Origin of the sequence: Pseudomonas siliginis, from assembly GCF_024072275.1 — a bacterium.
GTDB classification, from domain to species: domain Bacteria; phylum Pseudomonadota; class Gammaproteobacteria; order Pseudomonadales; family Pseudomonadaceae; genus Aquipseudomonas; species Aquipseudomonas siliginis.
Genome location: NZ_CP099598.1, coordinates 750,018 through 769,479, shown reverse-complemented (window position 1 = coordinate 769,479; position 19,462 = coordinate 750,018). Strand labels below are relative to the sequence as shown.

Below are 19,462 nucleotides of genomic sequence, written 5' to 3'. Positions count from 1 at the left end.
CCTGTCACCACCGCCACGGTGGGAGCGAGCCTGCTCGCGAAAGCGTCGTGCCAGAGGATTCAATGCTGAATGACACACCGCCTTCGCGAGCAGGCTCGCTCCCACAGGGACGGTTCAGAGCGGTTCAACGCGGTGGATAGTTGGCCAGAATCCGTGCGACGGTCTCGCGAATGGCATTGCTGCGGTCAGCCGGATTCGGGCGGTTGCTGAGCATTTGCTCATCGCTGCCACGCCAGACCAGTTTGCCGTCCTTGCCGTCGAGCAGGTCGATCTGAATGGTCGCGACCTTGTAGGTGATGTTGCGCGTTTCGTTGTACATCGGCGCGCCCCAGTAGCCGTTCCACGGGCCGCCCCAACCGCCGCCGTAATTGGTCGTCACTTGCTGCTGCCGGTCCTCGACGATCAGGTAGGTCTGCACGCTCAGATCACCCTTGCCACCGCCAGCGGCCGGGCGCAAACCGCGCTGATCGAGTTGATCGGACACCGCCTGGCGGATGCGCTGTTCGGTCAGGTCACTTTTGATGCGCGGATCATCGGGGCGATATTGCAGGGCCGGGTCTTTCCAACTCCAGCTGCGATACGCGGCAAAGTCGCGGCTGGCGTCGAAATCGTGATTGACCTGATTGGCGGCGCAGGCACTGAGCAGCGCGGCAACAGCGAGTAGAGCGAGACGGCGGAACATGATTTTTCTCCGGGTGAAGACATGAACCTGCTGACACGACGTCAGCTGGGAGGATACGCCGCCATGGCTTTTTCCACAGCCTCGCGGATCGCATCGGCGCGTTCGATCTGATTGCCCTGGGTGCCGGTTTCGGCGCTGGCGCTCCACACCGGCTGACCATTGCCGGCATCGAACAGATCGACCCGCACCACCACGACCTGCTCTTGATAGGTGCGCACGATCGGCACGCTGTTGTACATGCCGTAACCGCGACCATAACGATCATAGCCGCCGTATCCGCCGTAGTAGCCGTAGTCGTCGCGAACCTGGCGCAAACGGGTTTCCAGACGCAGATCGGCGCTGACCAGCAGGTCCGCCGGGCGGTTGTCGCGCATCGGCCGCAAGCCGCGCTGGTCGAGAGCATTGCTGACCGCCTCGGCCACCTGCGCCGAGTCGGCCCACGCCGTGCCCGGCGGCAACTGCCCGTTGCGCCAAGCCCAATTGCGGTAGCGTCCGTAATCCCGCGGCGGCGCCGGGTAGGCGCTGCGGTCGAAGGTGGTGGCGGCTTGCGGCGGTGCCGGCGGCAACGGCCGTGACAGGGCCACGTAGGGGTTGCTGCCCTGGCAAGCGGCCAACCCCAGACTTATCAGCAATAACCCGCATTGAGCTTTCATGTCGCGCTCCGCTCAGATCGGCCGGCAGATCCAGTGCAAGTAACGCCCAAGCCCGGCGAAGCCTGGGTGACGACGGTGCGCGAGTTCCATTTCCAGCAGGTCCGCCAGTTCGGCGCGGGCCTGGAATTCCACCGGCATGTAATCGTGAAATACCCGTACGCCGCTCTGACTTTCGACCTGCCATATACCGGCGAGTTGCGTTGCCAATTCCCGTGGGTCGAGAGGCTGCTGCGGGGTCAGGCTCTGCTTCTCGCCGGCCATGACGTTCTTGCGCATTTTCTTGAAATGGCCCTTGAGCAGATTGCGATAAATCAGCGCGTCACGGTTGTAGAAGGCCAGCGACAGCCAGCCGCCGGGCTTGGTCAACTGGTGCAGCACCGGCAGGATCGCGTGGGGCTCGGCGAGCCATTCCAGCACGGCGTGGCAGATCACCAGATCGTAGGTCTCGGTGAGCTGACCGGGCAGTTCCTGCCACGGCGCCTGAATGAATGTCGCGGTGTGTCCGGCTTCGGCAAAACGCTGGCGCGCGCCTTCGAGCATCGGTTCCGCCGGCTCGGTGAAGGTGACGTCATGGCCGCGCTCGGCCAGCCACAGCGACATGTGCCCAAGGCCCCCGCCGATATCCAGCACCCGCAGCGGCCGATCCGGCAAGGCCTCGCTCAGGTCGGCCTGCAACACCGCGAGGCGAATCGCGCCTTTGGCGCCGCCGTAGATTTTTTCCGCGAAGCGCGTGGCCAACTGATCGAAATGACGGTCGCTCATCAGCTGAACCGCCGTTCGCTGTCGGCGAGCTTGGCGCGCACCACTTCATTCATGTCCAGACCCAGTTCGCTGCACAGCAGCAACAGATACAGGACGATATCGCCGACTTCCTGCCCGGCGTGGGCGAGCTTGTCCGCCGGCAACTGGCGCGACTGGTCTTCTGTCAGCCACTGGAAGATTTCCACCAGCTCGGCCATTTCCACGCTGGCGGCCATGGCGAGGTTTTTCGGGCTGTGAAATTGCCGCCAGTCATTGCGGTCGCGAATGGCATGCAGGCGTTCGGTCAGTTCAACAAGGTTCATCGGGCTCTCCTGAAGACGCATAGCTTCGGGGGGATGCGGGCTGAAGGCAAGCAGCGCAGATGATCTATTGTGGGAGCGAGCCTGCTCGCGAAAGCGATGGATCATCCAGACCGGATTTGCCTGACACGCCCCCTTCGCGAGCAGGCTCGCTCCCACACATGATCCGGGCAAACCTTCTATCATGCAGGGAACTCGGCCGCCCTCGGCGTGGCCCAAGGCTCAGCTCTTTCATCAGGGATGCACACATGCGTGTAGAAAGCTTTTTCGAATGGCTAGGCCAGGCACTCGGTTCGGTCATCCGCTTTATCGTCGATGGCCTCAGCGGCCTGTTCAATATGCTCAGCAATGCCGGCGGCAACTTTGTCGACGGCCTGGCGCAAACGCTGGGGATGGACACCTCGATCATCAGCATCATCGCCCTGATCGTTGGCCTGATGCTGCTGTGGTCGGCGATCCGGGCGTTCATGAACGCGTCGATCATTGCCGGGATCATCTGGTTGCTGCTGGGGTTGTGGTTGTTGAGCTGGATTATTCACTAGCGCTTCAAAAGCCCCTCACCCCAGCCCTCTCCCAGAGGGAGAGGGAGCTGACCGCGTTGCTTTGAAATTCTCCACCGACCTGGAATATCGAGTCGAACTCACGCTTGAGAACGACGAAGATTGGCCCCCTCTCCCTCTGGGAGAGGGCTGGGGTGAGGGTGTTTCTGCCGCTACAATCCCCGCTCCCCCAAGGAGCCTGCATGTCCTCACTGATTACCGACTGGCGCGACCGCCCGACTCACCGCAAGGTCTGGGCGCTCGCCGCGCCGATGATTCTTTCCAATATTTCCGTGCCGCTGGTGGCGCTGGTCGACAGCACTGTCATCGGTCACTTGCCCCATGCCCATCAATTGGGCGCGGTGGCGGTCGGCGCCAGTCTGTACACGTTTCTTGCCTGGGCGATGGGTTTTCTGCGCATGGGCACCACCGGATTTGCCGCCCAGGCTGCCGGGCGCAGCGATGGCGCGGCGTTGCGGCAGATTCTCTTGCAGGGCCTGCTGCTGGCAATGGGGCTGGCCGTCGTGCTCGGCACTCTTGGCGTGCCGCTCAGCGGCGTCGCTCTGCACTTCATGCAGCCGTCGGCGGAGCTGGATCAGCTGACCCGGGAGTTTTTCCACACGCGCCTGTTTGGCCTGCCCGCCGCGCTGGCGACGTATGCGCTGGTCGGCTGGTTCCTCGGCACGCAGAACGCCCGAGCGCCGCTGGCGATTCTGCTGAGCACCAACCTGATCAACATCGTGCTCAACCTGTGGTTTGTGATTGGCCTGGACTGGGGCGTGGTCGGCTCGGCGCGGGCTTCGGTAATCGCCGAATGGAGCGGCGCCCTGCTCGGCCTGTGGCTGACGCGCACGGCATTGCGCGCCTATCCGGGGCAGATCATCTGGTCGGCGCTGAGAGTCTGGCAGAGCTGGCGGCCGCTGCTGGCTGTCAACCGTGACATTTTCATCCGCAGCCTCGCCCTGCAATCGGTGTTTTTCCTGATCACCGTGCAGGGCGCACGGCTCGGCGATGCGACCGTAGCGGCCAACGCGCTGCTGCTCAACGGCCTGCTGCTGACGGCCCACGCACTGGATGGCCTGGCCCACGCAGTCGAAGCCTTGTGCGGCCATGCCATTGGCGCGCGGGATCGCCTGGCATTGCGTCGATCGCTGGTGGTGGCCGGCGGCTGGTCGCTGATCGCCAGCCTCGGGTTTGCCGTGCTGTTTCTGCTGGCGGGGCACCTGTTCATCGAGATGCAGACCGATATTCAGAGCGTGCGCGAGACGGCGTTCGTCTACCTGCCCTACCTCGCCGTGCTGCCGCTGATTGCGGTGTGGAGTTACCTGCTCGACGGCCTGTTCATCGGCGCTACCCGCGCGCGGGAAATGCGCAACGGCATGCTGCTGACGGTGTTGTTGCTCCTGCCGTTCGCCTGGCTCTTGCAAGCGTTGGGCAATCACGGCCTGTGGATATCTTTTCTGCTGTTCATGGTCTTGCGCAGCGTGACCCTTGGCGCGCAAGCCCTGTGGCTGAAACGCCGCGATGGCTGGTTCAGCGGCAAGGCTCACTGACGGACAGTCAGCCCGCGCCCCACTGCCGACGCAGGAAGTCGAGCCGTTCCGGCTGCGTCAATCCGGCCGGCGGCACAACCAGCACGGCGCGCGGATTGAGCAGGCGCAGCCACAGCCAGCCATCCAGCACAGCACGATCGCTGAAACCCAGCGCCAGACCTTGTTGCACATGCACAGCGATCGTCTGGTAATCAACGCTCAGAGACTGGCACCAGCGCCAGATGTGCTGCTCCAGCAGACAGGTTTGCAAGCGCTCGCGCTGGCGCCGGGTCAGGCTTTCTTCGATGCCCAAAGGTTCGACGAGCAGGCCGGGATTGCGCAGCTGTTGCCAGCCCTGACTGCCAATGGCGCGGTCGGCCCAGGTGCCGCCAAACCAGCGCAACTGGCGGATTGGCCCGAGCCAGCGACTCAGTTGCGCGGCGTCGCAGGCGTCGAAGAAATAGCTGGCGGTCTGACGGTTGTAATAGCTGAGCAAGGCCCGGTGATTCAAACCGAACGAGACGGTAAGCATGCGCTGCAAGTGGCTGAGCAGCTGCTGCGCCGGTATCTCGCAGCTCAGCAACAGGCCACGCCAGGTGTCCGGATCGCGCAGGCACAAGGCGGTCAATGCCGGACTCTCGCGCAAGTCGACGAGGACCGGGCCGTGCTCGCTGACCGGTTGAAATTCGGTGCCGTCAAACAATCGGTGCCGCTGCACATCGGCAAAGCCCTGGCGCAAGGTCAGCAGGGCGCGTGCCGCGTCCGGGGTGTCGAGCAACAGCCATTGCGCCATGGGCTCAAGCGCCGCGCCGCTCATCGTGCGCTGCTCTGATCGAGCGCGGTGAGCAGCCGGCAACTGCACACGGACTCGGCGCAGTGGTTGAAGCTGCCACCGCCCGGCATCAGGCACAGCAGCAGCAACGGCTCGCCAGACTGCAACAGTTGCTGCAACCCATCGCTCACCAGCAGTTCTGGGAGCGATACCGGATCATCGTCCTCGACCGCAGCCTCTGGCAACACTGAGGGCTGGAGCACGCCACTGACCACCGGCTGATCGGGGTCGCCCTCAAGAAAACTCACCACCACTTCCACACCATCAGCGAGTGCCGCCGAGGGCAGCTCGTTCAAGTCAGGCGCGAGGGGCAGCCAGCAATGACTCGGCGAAGCCCCTTCGCCCTGATAAAGCCAGTCGAATTGCACCGCCACCGGCCGCGAGCAATCCGGCTGCGGCTCATCGACGGTGACCACCCAGGCTCGCTGCAGGCTGTGCATGCGCTGCTTGGACTGCGCAGCGGCAGGCGCACAGACGGGTACCCGCGCGGCCGCGAACAGGCGATTGCAATAGGGCGGTTCGAGAGACTGATCGGCACGGTGCTCGATGCGGGTCAGCAACCATGGGCGGTTGCATTCGATGAAAGGATGGTCGTCCAGGGGCAACCACTGACCGCTGCGCAAGGCGGGCAGATCGCTGTGGCCTTCGGCACTGGGGCCTCGCTGGCTGGCCTGCGAGTCTTCGTGCAGTTGCCATTGGCGGACGGCTGGAGCGACGCCACGCTGGTCATGCTCGGCCTGATAGGGCGCGACGTCTGCATGGGGCATTCGCGTCGGATCGTCGCCGAACACCAGGCAGTGCCTGTCGCGGTGATGCTCGAAGTAATAGTGAATGCGCGCCTCTGCGCACAGGCGCTGGAGCAGTTGCAGATCGGATTCGCGGTATTGCGTGCAGAAGGTGCGGGTCGGGTAGTCGCTATGCAGGTCGAAACGTCGTTGCAAGCCGACGATGCCATGCTCGCGCAGAACCTGTTCGATGATCTGCGGCACGCAGCGGCCACTGAAGATGCGCTGACTCAAACGCAGGTCGAGGCAGTCGAGCCTCGGCCCGAGACGTACTCGACACAAACGCAAGCCATGGCCATGCTCGTGCTGGACAAGGCTGTGCAACTGCCCGTGCACACCCTGGCCGGGCGAGCCGAAGCACAGGAACGCAGAACGATGCAGCAGGCTGGCAAGATCCAGATGCGGATCGTCGATCACCACATCGATCTCGAAGGCAAAGGGTTCGCTGAGCGCTTCCCTTCCGGTAAAGGCGAGAACTTCGAAGGGGTCGGACAGGCCCGCTACATCGAGACGAAACGACGGCTCGTTGACTGGATCGAACATGGGCGGATCTCTACAGGAGGGGCGGCCGGGGATTCTCGCCGAGAGGCATGGCCGAGTAGAGAGGCGAAGTACAACTTAGGAAATGACCTACGCGAAAAGCAGACCAGATGAGTTTGCTGACCGTGATCGCACAGGTTTTCGTGAAAAAATCAGGAGATGTCCCACCGGGTTATCCGAATTTTCCACAGCTTGCGGAAAAAAATCGGACAACCCGGGCGGAACGCTATCGGGTCTCAGGAAGACAGATAGGAGGAGCGGGTCAGGCCCAGACGCAAGGCATCGAGGAACTGCGTGCGCTCGCTGGCACTGATGCGGGCACTGGCGCACTTGTCGCGGTAGTGCGTCATCAGTTCTTCCGGCGACAAGTGCACGTAACGCAGCATATCTTCGATGGTGTCGTGGGTCTCGATACCAGCGTGGTACACGCTGCCATCGGCGTTCTGGTAGATGTTCACCGAGTCGGTGTCACCGAACAGGTTGTGCATGTCGCCGAGGATTTCCTGATAGGCACCGACCAGGAACACGCCCAGCAGGTAATCTTCGCCTTCATTCAACGCGTGCACCGGCAGGCTGGTTTCGATGCTCTGCTCGTCGACGTACTGGTTGATCTTGCCGTCGGAGTCGCAGGTCAGATCCTGCAGCACCGCGCGGCGCAGCGGCTCTTCGTCGAGGCGATGCAGCGGGATGATCGGCAACACCTGATCGATCGCCCAGGTGTCCGGCAGGCTCTGGAACACCGAGAAGTTGCAGATGTACTTGTCGGCCAGCTTGTCGTTGAGTTCGTCGAGCACTTGGCGGTGCGAACGCTGACGCGCTTTCAGCGAGTTGTGCAAGCGACGGCACACGGCGAAGTAGCACTGCTCGGCCAGGGCTTTTTCCGCCAGGGTCAGCTTGCCGTCGGCGTACTGCGCGGCCACGTCGCTCATGTAGTGGGTGGCGCGCCAGTAGGTTTCGGTGACCATTTCGATGTCGGTCGGGCCGAGCAGATCGACCAGCCACTGCACGGTTTCCGGCAGGCTTTCCTTGTTTTCGATCAGCGGGATTTCGTCGTTGTGTTTCTCGACGTCGGTGACCTGCACAACCAGCATTGCGTGGTGCGCAGTCAGCGAACGGCCACTCTCGGAGAAGATGTGCGGATGCGGCAGACTCTGCGCGTCGCAGAATTCCTTGAGCATGCCGACCACGACACCGGCGTAATCGTCCATGTCGTAGTTGATCGAACTGGCGTTGCGCGAATGCGTGCCGTCGTAGTCGACACCGAGGCCGCCGCCGACGTCGATGTGATCGACCGGCAGACCGAGGTTGCGCAATTCGCCGTAATAACGGATCGCTTCCTTGAAGCCGTGCTGATAGTCAGCGAGGTTGGCGATCTGCGACCCCATGTGAAAGTGCAGCAGGCGGATGCCCTGATCGAGGCCGGCGCCACGGAAGCGTTCGACCACCGACAGCAGTTGCGCCGCCGACAGACCGAATTTGGATTTTTCGCCACCGGTGTCCGCCCATTTCGACGAGGCCAGCGACGACAGGCGCACGCGCAGACCCACCTGCGGCTTGACCTTCAGCGAGGCGGCTTCTTCGATCACCAGGCCGACTTCGGATTCTTTCTCGATGACGATGAACACGTTGTGGCCGAGCTTCTGGCCCATCAGCGCCAGACGGATGAACTCGCGGTCCTTGTAACCGTTGCAGACGATGGTGCCGCCCTTCGGCGCCAGCGCCAGCACCGCCAGCAGCTCAGGCTTGGAGCCGGCTTCCAGACCGATGGAAACGTTCTGCGTGGCGATGATGTTCTCGATCACCGCTTCCTGCTGGTTGACCTTGATCGGGTACAGCGCGGTGTATTTGCTCTGGTATTCCAGGCGCTCGATGTTTGAATCGAAAGCACCGGTCAACTGACGGACACGGTCTTGCAGGATGTCGGGGAACCGCACCAGCAGCGGCAAGGACAAACCGCTCTTGCGCAGTTGGTCGACTTGCTCGAACAGATCGATAGGCGAGCTGCTCGGGCCGTTCGGACGTACTTCGACGCGACCGGCTTCATTGATCGCGAAATACCCGGCCCCCCAATGGCGAATCCCGTAAACGCTGCGGCTGTCCGCAACTGTCCATTGGCTGCCATCGTCTTTACGTGTGCGTCGTACGGACATCGAAGTCCCCTATAAAGAAGTCAGAGTGCGTCGCCTGAAGTGCAGGCCGGCGCAGTCTAAAGAATGAAAATGACGGTTCGTCAGTGCGGCGGTAGACCGCACTGACTGCGTGGAGTTTAGAAACCGGTCATGAACAGGCTCTGTGAAAACCATGGCGACGACGCCGGATCCGAGAACACTCGAAGCCGGATCAAGCCGCCGGAGGGTTTCACAGAGGCTGCTAGCCGCCGGATTTCTTCGCTTTGAAACCGTGCTTGATCAGCTCTGCCAAGAGTAGCTCGACGTGATCGCCCTGGATTTCGATGATGCCGTCCTTCAACGCCCCGCCGGTGCCACAACGTTTCTTCAACGTCGTCGCCAGCTCCTTGAGCGCGTCTTCGGCCAGAGGCACGCCGGTGATGGTGGTCACCGTCTTGCCGCCACGCCCTTTGCTTTCGCGACGCACGCGGGCAATGCCGTCACCGGCCGGAATCACGGTTTGTTTGCAGATACAGGCGTCCACCGGCTTGCTGCATTCCGGGCAATGACGACCTGCGTCGGTGGAAAATACCAGGCCGCCCAGGGCGGCGAAGGATGCGGCTTTCTTGGCCACCGGCAATCCTCTCGGGAGGACAAAGACTGATCGCAACCTTGGGCAAGGTCAGCGACCGCGAAGCCCCACTCAGGCAGGGGCAGCGCTACTGCATCGGAAAACTTTGGACGCTGGACTGAATCTGTAGGAGCTGACGAGTGCAACGAGGCTGCGATCTTTTGATCCTGATCTTTAACGGCAAGATCAAAAGATCGCAGCCTTCGGCAGCTCCTACGGTAAATCTGCAGGCCAACCTCAAGCTATCCGGTGCAGCTTGAAAAGGTCGCGCAGTGTAACGGCAAAAATCGCGATTGCTAAGTGCCAATCGGCGCCAATTCATGTGTTCTTTGCGACGTTGCTTTGCTGCGCCTTGAGATAGCGCCTTAACGCGGCCAGAGAGTCCGGGCAATAAGGCTTTTCGCTGATTTCGCGCATGACCTGTTCGACAGGGATGAATCGCGCTTCGAGGACTTCTTCCGGCTGCAGTTTCAGCGGCCCGTCCCATACAGCGGAAAATGCCGAACACCACAGACGGTTGCCGGTGTCTTCGAAATAGAAGTGATCGTGAGCGGTGAGTTCGACGCCGCTGACGCCCAACTCTTCTTCCAGCTCGCGCGCCGCCGACTCGGCATAACTTTCGTCGGCCTGGACCATGCCGCCTGCGGCAACATCCCAGTAACCAGGATAAATCGCCTTGCTCAACGTACGGCGGTGCACGCACAGCTCACCGGCGGAATTGAACAGCATGATGTAAGTGCCACGGCCAATCAGCCCGCGCTCACGCAAATCTGAGCGCACCAGAGCGCCGAGCAGGTTGTCCTGTTCGTCGACCCAGGCGATCTGTTCAGCGTCCGAGGCGGCGCGATGGGCCGCCTCTCTTGTAGTCTGGCTCACGTATCAGCCCTGATTGAGCAGTTGACGCAAATCGATCACCGCAGCGTTGGCCCGGGAAATGTAGTTGGCCATGACCAGCGAGTGGTTGGCCAACACGCCGAAACCGCTGCCGTTGAGGATCATCGGGCTCCAGACCGGCTCTTGCGAAGCCTCCAGCTCACGGATGATCTGGCGCACGCTGACGGTGGCGTTCTTCTTCGCCAGCACATCGGCGAAGTCGACTTCGATGGCGCGCAGCAGATGCGACAGCGCCCAGGCCTGACCGCGCGCTTCGTAGAACACGTTGTCGATCTGCATCCACGGGGTTTCCACGACTTCTTCGTCAACCTGCGGCACTTCGCCGACTGCCGGAACTTCGGTCTTCAGGGCAGTGTTGAGCTTGACCCGGCCGACACTGGCCGACAGGCGTTGCGACAGCGAACCGAGACGGGTACCGACATCGCCCAGCCAGTTGTTGAGGTTGTCGGCGCGCGCGTAGAACAGCGCGTTTTTCTGGTTCGGATCAGACAAGCGCGACTGATAGCGGCTCAGGGAGTTGATGCCTTCCTGGTATTCCGACTCGCTGGACGGCAGCACCCAGCTCTTGTTGTCGAAGTTGAAACGCGGTTCGGCCTTGGCCAGATCGGCGTCTTCGGCGGACTGCGATTGCGAACGGGCAAAATCCTTGCGCAGGGCGCGGGTCAGGTCACGCACCTGCACCAGCACGCCGTATTCCCAGCTCGGCGTGTTGTCCATCCACAGGCCCGGCGGGAAACGGTCATTGGAAATGTAACCGCCCGGCTTGTTGAGCAAGGTGCCGGCAACGGTCTTCAGGGTTTCGACCGTGGTGTAGCCGACCACCATTTGCTTGCCTTCTTTCTCGGCAGCGACCTGGGCGTTCTGCGCCACCGGAAACAGCTCCGGTTCCTGGCTCCAGTACCAGCCCAGCGCGATGGTGACCAGCAAGTACAGACCGACCACTGTGGCCAGCGCCCGGCTGAACAGCAGCCCGCCGACATAGCTGCGGGTGGCCGACTTGGGCTCGGCGGCACGTTCAGGCGCGCTGCCCGCGCGGTTTTTCCAGTCCAGCATGGCGATATCCTTTCAATCACTTGGGTTCAACGGTTCGACCACAACCATACAACAACGTGCCAAGGCCTAGCACCCGCTATCGCGGCACTGGCGCAAAACAAGCGAAGGACGTCGCGAACGAAAGGATAGACGCAGATTTCAGACGTTGAAGATGCGCAGCGAAAGCTGCGGCACTTGGTCGTCGGTAAACAGATGTGCAATGCCTTGGGCGTCAGTTCGTCGCTGACTGGGTATTCCATCGATCGTGGCGATGTAGGCCTGCGCGGGCAACGGCTGACCGGTCACGCTGTCGACCAGACGAAAGATTCGTGCGGTGCGCGTGGGCTGCTCGGGCGGGTTGTTCATCAGATCGAGCACGGCCTGGTGGAACACCGCTTCGGCGCCCTGCCAGTAGCCATAGTCGGCCTCGGCTTTGATCAGGCTCCATTCACCCTGTTCGATCTGCGCCAAAACTTCGCTGTCCAGATTGATCATCAAGCCTGCGCGTAGCTGGTCCAGCCCTTCGAGCGGTTGGCGCATGCTCAACAGACTGCTGACGTGCTCCAGCGCCTCTTCCACGCAACAGACATGCTGGCGCTCCTGCTGGGTCAGGCTCAGTTCACGGACCAGCCTCATCGAAGTCCCTCGCCTTGCCACTCATCCGAACCCATCGTCCGGCTGATTTCGTGGCGCCAGTAGATGCGCCGGTAGCTGAAGTGGACTTTCTCCAGTTGCGTAAGGTGCGACGTGCCGCTGTCGAGACAGTGCGGCATCAATAGTTCGCTGCCGACGACCAACGCATCCTCCAGTTCCACCGTGTAGAAGTGCTCCTGCACGCCGCTGGCCGAAGTGCGATAAAACTCCACGCGGCATTCGCTCAGCAACTCGCCGCTGGACAGCGCCATATTCAGCAAGGGCGAAGCCTTGTCGAGGGTTTTGGTGATGATCAATGGCCTGTGCATCCGCCGCCCGGCGCCCTGATCCTTGGGTATGTACATGCCATGGCTGAGGGCCTGCACCATGATCTTGTCTTCGCGCCCGCTCTGGTAGGTATTGCCCACCGAGGCTTCAGTGAAAGCGCCGGCGGTGATCAGGCCCTGGCGGCTGCCGTGGATGGTCATGAAGGCTGGGATGGGCATGGGATAGCTCCTTTTTCGGGCAGGGGTGGGAGGAAGTGATGGGATTCGAGGCGGCGATCTTCGATTTCGTCGAAAGGAATCCACGGTTCGGCAACGTCGAGAGTGATGAGGTAGCGCTCCTGATCAAGATGTCTGGAATCTCTGAAGCGCCCTAAACTCAGCATTGCCTGATATTTGTCGCCGGCCTGCCAATAGGACACCCCCGAAAGCACTCCTTGTCTGACGTATGCGCGCCATTCGGGGGTGTCCGCGATTGTCGGGTCACCCTGCGTACCCATCGGTCTCCAGCCTTTTGCACACCACTGCCTCTGCAGATCGGTGACAACCTTCATGGCGTCGTCGATCAGCAAAGGCTCGATTTGCGGGGACATACTGATGTCAACGACCAGATTGTTGACGAACGTCACGGTGAAAAACCGAGCCAGCGGCGTCTCGAACCCGTACTGCGGATCAACGAAGCGCAGGCGCGCATCCGTCTTCGGAATTCCACCGGAAACAGTCTTGCTACCGCGCCCCCACATACTGAACGGAGCAGTCGAATGTGCCTCCATGTACTCGGAGGTTTCGCCGATCCTCAAGGCAATGACTGGATCGTTCCATAGCGGCTGCATCAATTGCCGCAAGGTGGCCAGCGCAACGACGGTACAAATCGCAAACCACACACACCGACGTCGGCCGATTTGAGCAAGGCGCAAGCTCATCAGCCCTCCTCCCTGAGCGCAATCTCGCGAATGGACTGCGCCAACAACGCTTTGTTGCTGTCGTTGAGCAACAGATCAAAACGACTTGCCGCCCGCAGCACAAACTTCATTCGCTGGTCGATATCGGACAAATCCGCCAGCGGGCTGCTATCAAAATCAATGGTGCGGCCATCATCGACACGCTGGCATTGGCTGGTCAGTGTCAGTTCGATGGCCTGAGCGACGCCGGAAGGAAAGTTGGTGACGTAAGAAAAATGATTGCCGCGCAAAAGCGCAACCAGGTGGCTGTTTTCGTAAATGGTCGGCTGGAGGATGTTTCGCTGCTCGTGCCACGCCAAATGCTCCACGCTTTCAGCAACGCTCCCCGCGTCTATAGCTTCAAAGGCCATCTCTATTTCAGGACGTACATATCCAAACTTGAGTGTTGCCTGGCCCACCGGCCAAAGCACCGGCCACTTCGCATGCCCTTGAATCTTCTCCCGGTCGCGAAGACATTTCTTCAACTCCGCCAATCCCCGCACCGCATAGAACTGATGCAACGGATAAACATCCAGAAACAGCGTGGTATTACCCATCGCCATCATTTCGTAGACATGCCGGAACTGTTGCTCGGCCACCGACAGCTCTTCACCTGGCACCCGGGCATCCATGACAGACAGCGGATTACGCGCCTGAGCCTGTTGATATTCACGCAGGTCTTCGGCCTGTCCCGGCATTTTTTCCGGCGTGAGCAATCCGGATTCGCGTCGGCTGTCTCGCAGCCGCTGCCGCGCTTCGTATTCCTCGCGGATGCGTTCGATATTCTGTGCCGCATGCAGCAAGCCACAGCCGACCTGCTTGGAGGCAAACGCCGCCAGGCCCGCCCATTGAAAACGTGAGTCGTGCAACCACAACCGGGCATAAGCCGCGTTGATCGCTCGGTTGCGCGCGACCGGATCGGCAATCAGCACGCCGTTCGGGGCGACAATTGCCTCGGCGGCGCGCTGATAGCGCCGCCAGAGGCATTGGCAGGTCAGCACTGGCACCTCTGTCACTTGCACCCGCTCGCCATACAACAACTCTTCGCCGCAGGCGCAGTCGTCGATGGGCGTGATGTTGTGATTGAGGCGCTGGGCATCACTGGCGAGTTCGGTGAAACATTGGCTCATGGCGGATGGACGGCAGCTAGGGGAATCCCTGAACCGTAACAGCCAACCGGGCCGGTGAAAGCGCGTAGAAGAAAAATCAGAAAGCGCTGTCAGACGCCGCCTATCAAGGCCGGTGAAATGTCGACAGCGCTGGCAGGATTGCTCGCTAAGCCCCAGCATGCGGGCACTTGGTCAAAATCAGAGGTAAAAACAAAACCACTCGGTCAGAAACTGAATCGTGTCGTCCAGCAGATTATTGACGTACGACACTCGTCTAAGGGAAAAGAGGTGCTAGCATAGAGCCACCAGTCGATCTCAGCATGCACCCTAACTAGTAGTCAGGATATGACCGAGCCAGAAGACCCCAGCCGTGAGCGTCTCAAGCACCACTTTGCCCAGCGGGTAATTCATCAGGCACGTCAGATTCTTGAGATATGGCAGCGCCTGCAACGCAGTGAGTGGTCCACCGTCGATCTTGCCGAACTGAGCGAGGCGAATCTGCGTCTGCTGCGTTTTGCCGAGCGCTTTGAACAGCCGGAACACACTCAGTTGGCGCATCACATCAGCCAGTCGCTGCAAGCGGTGGATGCCAACCGTGGGCGCCTCAGCAGCGGCCTGATCACCGATCTCAATCGTTTGATGCAGCGCCTGTCGCGCACTGGCCTGCGCCATGGCGATCAGCTCGACCAGACGTTCCTGCCGCCGCTGCGCAAGCCGATCTACGTGATGTTGCAGGATCACGACCGCGCTGAACGCCTGGCCAAGCAACTGGAATTTTTCGGCTTGAGCGCGCAGGCACTGGACAGCGTGGCCGCGTTTCGTTCGTCGATGGTCGAGCGCTTGCCCGCGGCGATTGTCATGGACGTGGATTTCAGTGGCCCCGGCATCGGCCTGAAACTCGCCGCCGAAGCTCAGGTCGGCCTCGAAGAACCCCTGCCGCTGCTGTTCTTCAGCCTGCACGAAACCGACACCCCGACCCGCCTAGCCGCCGTGCGCGCCGGTGGCCAGGAATTCCTCACCGGCACCCTTGAAGCATCGAGCCTGCTGGAAAAAATCGAAGTGCTGACCTGCGTCGCCCAGTACGAGCCTTATAAAGTGCTGATCATCGACGACTCGCGCGCCCAGGCCCTGCACACCGAGCGCCTGCTCAACAGCGCCGGGATTGTCACACGCACCCTGATCGAACCGATTCAGGCAATGGCCGAGCTGGCGGATTTCCAGCCGGACCTGATCATCCTCGACATGTACATGCCGGCCTGCACCGGCACCGAGCTGGCGAAGGTCATTCGTCACAACGACCGCTACGTCAGCGTGCCGATCATTTACCTGTCGGCCGAGGACGATCTGGACAAGCAGCTCGACGCCATGAGCGAGGGCGGCGATGACTTCCTGACCAAGCCGATCAAACCGCGACACCTGATCACCACCGTGCGCAACCGCGCCGCGCGGGCACGCAATCTGAAAGCACGGATGGTTCGCGACAGCCTCACCGGCCTGTACAACCACACGCACATCCTGCAATTGCTCGAAGACTGCTCGTTCCGCGCGCGCCGCGAAAACAAACCGCTGAGCTTTGCCATGCTCGACATCGATCACTTCAAGCGGGTCAACGACAGCCATGGCCACCCGATGGGTGACCGGGTGATCAAGAGCCTGGCGCTGTTTCTCAAGCAGCGTTTGCGCAAGACCGATTTCATTGGCCGATACGGCGGCGAAGAGTTCGCCATCGTCATGCCCGACACCGATATCGACGCGGCGCACAAAGTCCTCGACGAGATTCGCCAGCGCTTCGCCGAGATTCATTACCCGGCGCAGCCGCAGGACCTCTGGTGCACGTTCAGCGCCGGCGTAGTAGAAATGTGCGATGACTCCGACAGCCTGATGATGGCCAGCCAGGCCGATGAGGCGCTGTATCGCGCCAAGGGTGCAGGACGCAATCGGGTGCAGACCGCGCGCCAGTCAAAGCAAAGTGCCACTTTTTCATCGGAATCCACTGATTCGGTCATAACCTTGTAATGGATCCGCAATAAATTCAGGCGCTTACCATTTCTGCCGTTGGTAGCCGTCATGCGCCTGAAGTTGCTCACCAATCTCAACACTCTGCTGCTGGTCGCCGTCTGCGTGGCCCTTGGCGCCACGCTGTGGTGGTCGCAAAAAGCCCTCGAACGTCCGTATCTGTTGATGGAGCGTTACCTCGGGCTGTCGCAACAATTTCAGAACGAGGTGGCGCGCAACGTTGAGGATTATCTCGCCAGCGGTGACGCGCTGCGTTTGAGCAGCGCCGCCCAGGCCATCGACAGCGTGCACAAGCAACTGGGTGAGCTGCCCCCGACGCTGGCCGACACCGTGCAGCCAAGTCTGTCGAGCCTTGATGAATTCAGCAAAACCGACCTGCTCGCCGCCGGCAAACTGGCTGGCGATCCGCAGGCGCTGCTGTTGCAGGCCGAACGCGAACTCAGCGCCAGCCTCGACCAGCTCAACACCTACGCCAATGGCAACGCCGCCTACCTCGCACCACTGCTCGCCGCATCGCAGCATCTGGGCAGACTGTCGCTGGCGCGGGACAAACTGGTCAGCAGCGGGCGCAGTGAACTGGCTGCCGATGTCGAGCGCGAAGTGAGCAACATGCGCGCCCAGGCCGAGGCCATCGATGCCCTGCCCTTGCTCGGCGTGGTCGCCAGCAACGAATCGAGCAGTGACGATTTCGCCGCGTTGATGGGCATCGAAACCACCGACGAAGCCGCCGCTGAAGATGCCGGTGTCGGCCTCAAACGCGAACTCAACAGCTTGCTCGGCCGCTATCCGGCGGAACTGGCGCGCACTCGCGAGCAGATCCAGAAACGCGCCGAGCTCAGCGCCGCCACCCACGAAAAAATCGCCAGCGTGCAACACGCCATCGCCGGCCTTGAACCGGTGGTACGCGCGCAACATGGGCAGATCCAGGGCGAAGTGCGCCTGATGCAAGGCGTGATGATCGGCCTGATTCTGCTGATCGCCCTGCTCATCGATACCTTGCAGCGGCGCCTGGCCCGCACCCTGACCAACCTCGCCCCGGCATTGTCGACCTGGGCCGAGGGCGATTTCAGTCGTGACATCCAACTGGGCAAGACCAATCGTGAACTGCACGACATCGAAGCCTCGCTCAACCGCTTGCGCGCCTATCTGGTGGATCTGGTCGGCACCATTCGCGGCAACGCCGAACAAGTCGCGGGCAGCAGCCGCACCCTCGCCGAACTGAGCAATGACCTGCACAGCGGCGCCGAACATCAGGCCGGCGATACCGCGCTGATTCGCGATTCGCTGGGAGAACTCGAGGCGACCATTCAGCAAGTGGCCGGCGATGCCCGTCAGGCTGCCGACGCCAGTCGTCATGCCGGACTGGCCGTCGAGCATGGGCAGGCTGTAATCGGCCAGAGCCTGACCGGACTGCATGCGCTGGTCGGTGAGGTTCAAGGCAATGCGCAGATGATCGAACATCTGGCAGAAGAATCAGCAACCATCGGCGGCGTGCTGACAGTGATTCGTTCGATTGCGGATCAGACCAATCTGCTCGCCCTGAACGCCGCGATCGAGGCCGCCCGCGCCGGGGAGATGGGTCGTGGTTTTGCCGTGGTCGCCGAGGAAGTGCGCTCGCTGGCACAACGCACCGCCGGGGCCACGGCGGAAATCCAGACACTGATCGCCGGCCTGCAGACCGCCGCGCGGCAATCGGTCGAAGGCATGCGCGCGCAGGTCGAACACGCCGAAGCCACGGCCAGTCAGGCGCAAGCGGCGGACGGTGCACTGGACAAAATCGTTGGCGCGATACAGACCATCGCCGACACCGCTGTGCGCATCGCCGATGTCACCGCGCAGCAAAGTGGCGCGGTCAGCGAAATCCGCGATCACAGCGAGCGCATTCATCAATTGGGTGGGGATAACCTGCTGCGCATCGGCCAAGGGCGCGAACAGGGCGAGAATTTGTTGGTTCTCGGCGGCCAACTGCATACTGCCGTTCAAGCCTTTCGCGTCTGACACACCGCCTTCGCGAGCAGGCTCGCTCCCACATTGGAATGCATACCCCTGTGGGAGCGAGCCTGCTCGCGAAGAGGCTCTTGCCGACACCACGAATGACCGGATCAGCTCACTCGGTCACAAATTTCGCGCAAACATCGCCCATCGTGCCGCCTATTGCATGGAACTGGACAGTCACAAAGGCTTTGCGGCATAGTCGCCGGGTTCTGACGACTGCTCATTGATAACAAGGACAACGCAGATGGCAACGCTACTGGTGCTGCATGGCCCCAACCTGAACCTGCTCGGCACCCGGGAACCGGGGACCTACGGGTCGACGACCCTGGCGCAGATCAATCAGGATCTGGAGCGGCGCGCCCGTGAAGCCGGCCATCATCTGCTGCATCTGCAAAGCAACGCCGAGTACGAATTGATCGATCGCATCCACGCTGCACGCGGTGAAGGCGTGGACTTCATTCTGATCAATCCGGCGGCTTTTACGCACACAAGTGTCGCATTACGTGACGCGCTGCTGGGAGTGAGCATCCCATTCATCGAAGTGCATTTGTCCAACGTGCACAAGCGCGAACCTTTCCGCCATCACTCCTACTTCTCCGATGTAGCGGTAGGAGTGATCTGCGGCCTTGGCGCCAGCGGTTACCGACTGGCCCTGGAGGCCGCACTAGAGCAGCTTGAACACCAAGCTATACGCCCCTGACCGACCCTTGGGAGTTGATGATTCATGGATATCCGTAAAGTTAAGAAACTGATCGAATTGCTGGAAGAGTCCGGCATCGACGAGCTCGAGATCAAGGAAGGCGAAGAGTCCGTACGCATCAGCCGTCACAGCAAGACCCCGGCGCAGCAGTACTACGCGCCAGCCCCGATGCAGGCTCCGGCCGCTGCCCCTGCTGCCGCGCCAGTCGCTGCCGCTGCTCCGGCTGCCGCTGCTGCACCCGCGCTGAACGGCACCGTTGCCCGTTCGCCGATGGTCGGCACCTTCTACCGTAAATCTTCGCCAACCTCGCCTGCCTTCGTTGAAGTCGGCCAGACCGTGAAGAAAGGCGACACCCTGTGCATCGTCGAAGCCATGAAGATGATGAACCACATCGAAGCTGAAACCAGCGGTGTGATCGAATCCATCCTCGTCGAAGACGGCCAGCCGGTTGAGTACGACCAACCGCTGTTCACCATCGTTTGAACCGCGGAGAGC

At 61.4% G+C, this 19,462-nt stretch carries 20 protein-coding genes; 6 read left to right on the top strand and 14 right to left on the bottom strand.

What is annotated here, in order from left to right:
- Positions 1–124: 124 nt before the first annotated feature.
- Genes NF676_RS03870 through NF676_RS03855 form a run of 4 tightly spaced genes read right to left on the bottom strand, consistent with a single transcriptional unit; the run spans position 125 to position 2,399 of the window.
- Positions 125–682, bottom strand: a complete 558-nt coding sequence (locus tag NF676_RS03870; RefSeq protein WP_041480657.1) for a DUF4136 domain-containing protein — start codon at positions 680–682, stop codon at positions 125–127.
- A gap of 41 nt (positions 683–723) precedes the next feature.
- Positions 724–1,335 (bottom strand): DUF4136 domain-containing protein, encoded by a 612-nt coding sequence (locus NF676_RS03865; RefSeq protein ID WP_252887262.1) that lies wholly within the window; start codon positions 1,333–1,335, stop codon positions 724–726.
- A gap of 12 nt (positions 1,336–1,347) precedes the next feature.
- On the bottom strand, positions 1,348–2,097 hold the full coding sequence (locus NF676_RS03860) for a methyltransferase domain-containing protein (RefSeq protein WP_252887261.1): 750 nt from the start codon (positions 2,095–2,097) through the stop codon (positions 1,348–1,350).
- Complete coding sequence (locus tag NF676_RS03855) at positions 2,097–2,399, bottom strand: MazG-like family protein (RefSeq protein ID WP_016771852.1); 303 nt, start codon at positions 2,397–2,399, stop codon at positions 2,097–2,099. Before NF676_RS03855 ends, NF676_RS03860 begins: the two co-directional genes overlap by 1 nt.
- A gap of 245 nt (positions 2,400–2,644) precedes the next feature.
- On the opposite strand from NF676_RS03855, the gene NF676_RS03850 reads away from it, so the two are divergent.
- Together NF676_RS03850 and NF676_RS03845 are read left to right on the top strand one after the other, a co-directional pair.
- Positions 2,645–2,938, top strand: a complete 294-nt coding sequence (locus NF676_RS03850; RefSeq protein ID WP_039757018.1) for a hypothetical protein — start codon at positions 2,645–2,647, stop codon at positions 2,936–2,938.
- A gap of 200 nt (positions 2,939–3,138) precedes the next feature.
- Positions 3,139–4,488 carry an MATE family efflux transporter gene (locus tag NF676_RS03845; protein ID WP_252887260.1) on the top strand — a complete coding sequence of 450 codons (1,350 nt, stop codon included), beginning with the start codon at positions 3,139–3,141 and terminating at the stop codon, positions 4,486–4,488.
- 7 nt (positions 4,489–4,495) lie between these two features.
- On the opposite strand, the gene NF676_RS03840 is transcribed toward NF676_RS03845, so the two are convergent.
- The 10 genes from NF676_RS03840 to NF676_RS03795 form a co-directional block, all read right to left on the bottom strand.
- Positions 4,496–5,284 carry a DUF4123 domain-containing protein gene (locus NF676_RS03840; protein ID WP_252868741.1) on the bottom strand — a complete coding sequence of 263 codons (789 nt, stop codon included), beginning with the start codon at positions 5,282–5,284 and terminating at the stop codon, positions 4,496–4,498.
- Complete coding sequence (locus tag NF676_RS03835) at positions 5,281–6,627, bottom strand: type VI secretion system Vgr family protein (RefSeq protein WP_252887259.1); 1,347 nt, start codon at positions 6,625–6,627, stop codon at positions 5,281–5,283. The genes NF676_RS03840 and NF676_RS03835 overlap by 4 nt, the downstream gene beginning before the upstream one ends.
- Before the next feature lie 233 nt (positions 6,628–6,860).
- Entirely contained in the window at positions 6,861–8,774 is a 1,914-nt protein-coding gene (speA, locus tag NF676_RS03830) for an arginine decarboxylase (protein ID WP_016771856.1), read from the bottom strand.
- 220 nt (positions 8,775–8,994) lie between these two features.
- Positions 8,995–9,366, bottom strand: a complete 372-nt coding sequence (locus tag NF676_RS03825) for a translation initiation factor Sui1 (RefSeq protein ID WP_007914613.1) — start codon at positions 9,364–9,366, stop codon at positions 8,995–8,997.
- Positions 9,367–9,681: 315 nt separating this feature from the next.
- The gene (locus NF676_RS03820) at positions 9,682–10,239 is read right to left on the bottom strand and encodes an NUDIX hydrolase (RefSeq protein ID WP_041480663.1); all 558 of its coding nucleotides are present in this window, start codon (positions 10,237–10,239) and stop codon (positions 9,682–9,684) included.
- 3 nt (positions 10,240–10,242) lie between these two features.
- Positions 10,243–11,310, bottom strand: coding sequence for a DUF2333 family protein (locus NF676_RS03815; RefSeq protein WP_016771859.1), 1,068 nt, complete (start codon positions 11,308–11,310; stop codon positions 10,243–10,245).
- A 138-nt stretch (positions 11,311–11,448) separates the two neighbouring features.
- On the bottom strand, positions 11,449–11,925 hold the full coding sequence (locus NF676_RS03810) for a hypothetical protein (RefSeq protein WP_252887258.1): 477 nt from the start codon (positions 11,923–11,925) through the stop codon (positions 11,449–11,451).
- On the bottom strand, positions 11,922–12,428 hold the full coding sequence (locus NF676_RS03805) for an Hcp family type VI secretion system effector (protein WP_150638191.1): 507 nt from the start codon (positions 12,426–12,428) through the stop codon (positions 11,922–11,924). The genes NF676_RS03810 and NF676_RS03805 overlap by 4 nt, the downstream gene beginning before the upstream one ends.
- Positions 12,407–13,129: a hypothetical protein gene (locus NF676_RS03800; RefSeq protein WP_224789886.1), complete on the bottom strand. Its 723-nt coding sequence runs from the start codon at positions 13,127–13,129 to the stop codon at positions 12,407–12,409. The genes NF676_RS03805 and NF676_RS03800 overlap by 22 nt, the downstream gene beginning before the upstream one ends.
- A complete protein-coding gene (locus tag NF676_RS03795) occupies positions 13,129–14,277 on the bottom strand; it encodes a DUF2515 family protein (RefSeq protein ID WP_150741798.1) in 1,149 nt (382 codons plus the stop codon). The genes NF676_RS03800 and NF676_RS03795 overlap by 1 nt, the downstream gene beginning before the upstream one ends.
- Before the next feature lie 324 nt (positions 14,278–14,601).
- On the opposite strand from NF676_RS03795, the gene gcbA reads away from it, so the two are divergent.
- The 4 genes from gcbA (at position 14,602) to accB (ending at position 19,450) form a co-directional block, all read left to right on the top strand.
- Positions 14,602–16,272, top strand: a complete 1,671-nt coding sequence (gcbA, locus tag NF676_RS03790) for a diguanylate cyclase GcbA (RefSeq protein ID WP_016771860.1) — start codon at positions 14,602–14,604, stop codon at positions 16,270–16,272.
- Between the two features lie 51 nt (positions 16,273–16,323).
- Positions 16,324–18,270 (top strand): methyl-accepting chemotaxis protein, encoded by a 1,947-nt coding sequence (locus NF676_RS03785; protein ID WP_252887257.1) that lies wholly within the window; start codon positions 16,324–16,326, stop codon positions 18,268–18,270.
- 241 nt (positions 18,271–18,511) lie between these two features.
- On the top strand, positions 18,512–18,967 hold the full coding sequence (gene aroQ / locus NF676_RS03780) for a type II 3-dehydroquinate dehydratase (RefSeq protein WP_016771861.1): 456 nt from the start codon (positions 18,512–18,514) through the stop codon (positions 18,965–18,967).
- Positions 18,968–18,991: 24 nt separating this feature from the next.
- Complete coding sequence (gene accB / locus NF676_RS03775; protein WP_016771862.1) at positions 18,992–19,450, top strand: acetyl-CoA carboxylase biotin carboxyl carrier protein; 459 nt, start codon at positions 18,992–18,994, stop codon at positions 19,448–19,450.
- The last annotated feature ends 12 nt before the right edge of the window (positions 19,451–19,462 follow it).

Coding starts and splice junctions, on each gene's coding strand:
- NF676_RS03840 (WP_252868741.1), bottom strand. CDS start 5,284: ATGAGCGGCGCGGCGCTTGAGCCCATGGCGCAATGGCTGTTGCTCGAC.
- accB (WP_016771862.1), top strand. CDS start 18,992: ATGGATATCCGTAAAGTTAAGAAACTGATCGAATTGCTGGAAGAGTCC.
- aroQ (WP_016771861.1), top strand. CDS start 18,512: ATGGCAACGCTACTGGTGCTGCATGGCCCCAACCTGAACCTGCTCGGC.
- NF676_RS03865 (WP_252887262.1), bottom strand. CDS start 1,335: ATGAAAGCTCAATGCGGGTTATTGCTGATAAGTCTGGGGTTGGCCGCT.
- NF676_RS03870 (WP_041480657.1), bottom strand. CDS start 682: ATGTTCCGCCGTCTCGCTCTACTCGCTGTTGCCGCGCTGCTCAGTGCC.
- gcbA (WP_016771860.1), top strand. CDS start 14,602: ATGACCGAGCCAGAAGACCCCAGCCGTGAGCGTCTCAAGCACCACTTT.
- NF676_RS03855 (WP_016771852.1), bottom strand. CDS start 2,399: ATGAACCTTGTTGAACTGACCGAACGCCTGCATGCCATTCGCGACCGC.
- speA (WP_016771856.1), bottom strand. CDS start 8,774: ATGTCCGTACGACGCACACGTAAAGACGATGGCAGCCAATGGACAGTT.
- NF676_RS03785 (WP_252887257.1), top strand. CDS start 16,324: ATGCGCCTGAAGTTGCTCACCAATCTCAACACTCTGCTGCTGGTCGCC.
- NF676_RS03845 (WP_252887260.1), top strand. CDS start 3,139: ATGTCCTCACTGATTACCGACTGGCGCGACCGCCCGACTCACCGCAAG.
- NF676_RS03810 (WP_252887258.1), bottom strand. CDS start 11,925: ATGAGGCTGGTCCGTGAACTGAGCCTGACCCAGCAGGAGCGCCAGCAT.
- NF676_RS03795 (WP_150741798.1), bottom strand. CDS start 14,277: ATGAGCCAATGTTTCACCGAACTCGCCAGTGATGCCCAGCGCCTCAAT.
- NF676_RS03835 (WP_252887259.1), bottom strand. CDS start 6,627: ATGTTCGATCCAGTCAACGAGCCGTCGTTTCGTCTCGATGTAGCGGGC.
- NF676_RS03815 (WP_016771859.1), bottom strand. CDS start 11,310: ATGCTGGACTGGAAAAACCGCGCGGGCAGCGCGCCTGAACGTGCCGCC.
- NF676_RS03805 (WP_150638191.1), bottom strand. CDS start 12,428: ATGCCCATCCCAGCCTTCATGACCATCCACGGCAGCCGCCAGGGCCTG.
- NF676_RS03860 (WP_252887261.1), bottom strand. CDS start 2,097: ATGAGCGACCGTCATTTCGATCAGTTGGCCACGCGCTTCGCGGAAAAA.
- NF676_RS03800 (WP_224789886.1), bottom strand. CDS start 13,129: ATGAGCTTGCGCCTTGCTCAAATCGGCCGACGTCGGTGTGTGTGGTTT.
- NF676_RS03850 (WP_039757018.1), top strand. CDS start 2,645: ATGCGTGTAGAAAGCTTTTTCGAATGGCTAGGCCAGGCACTCGGTTCG.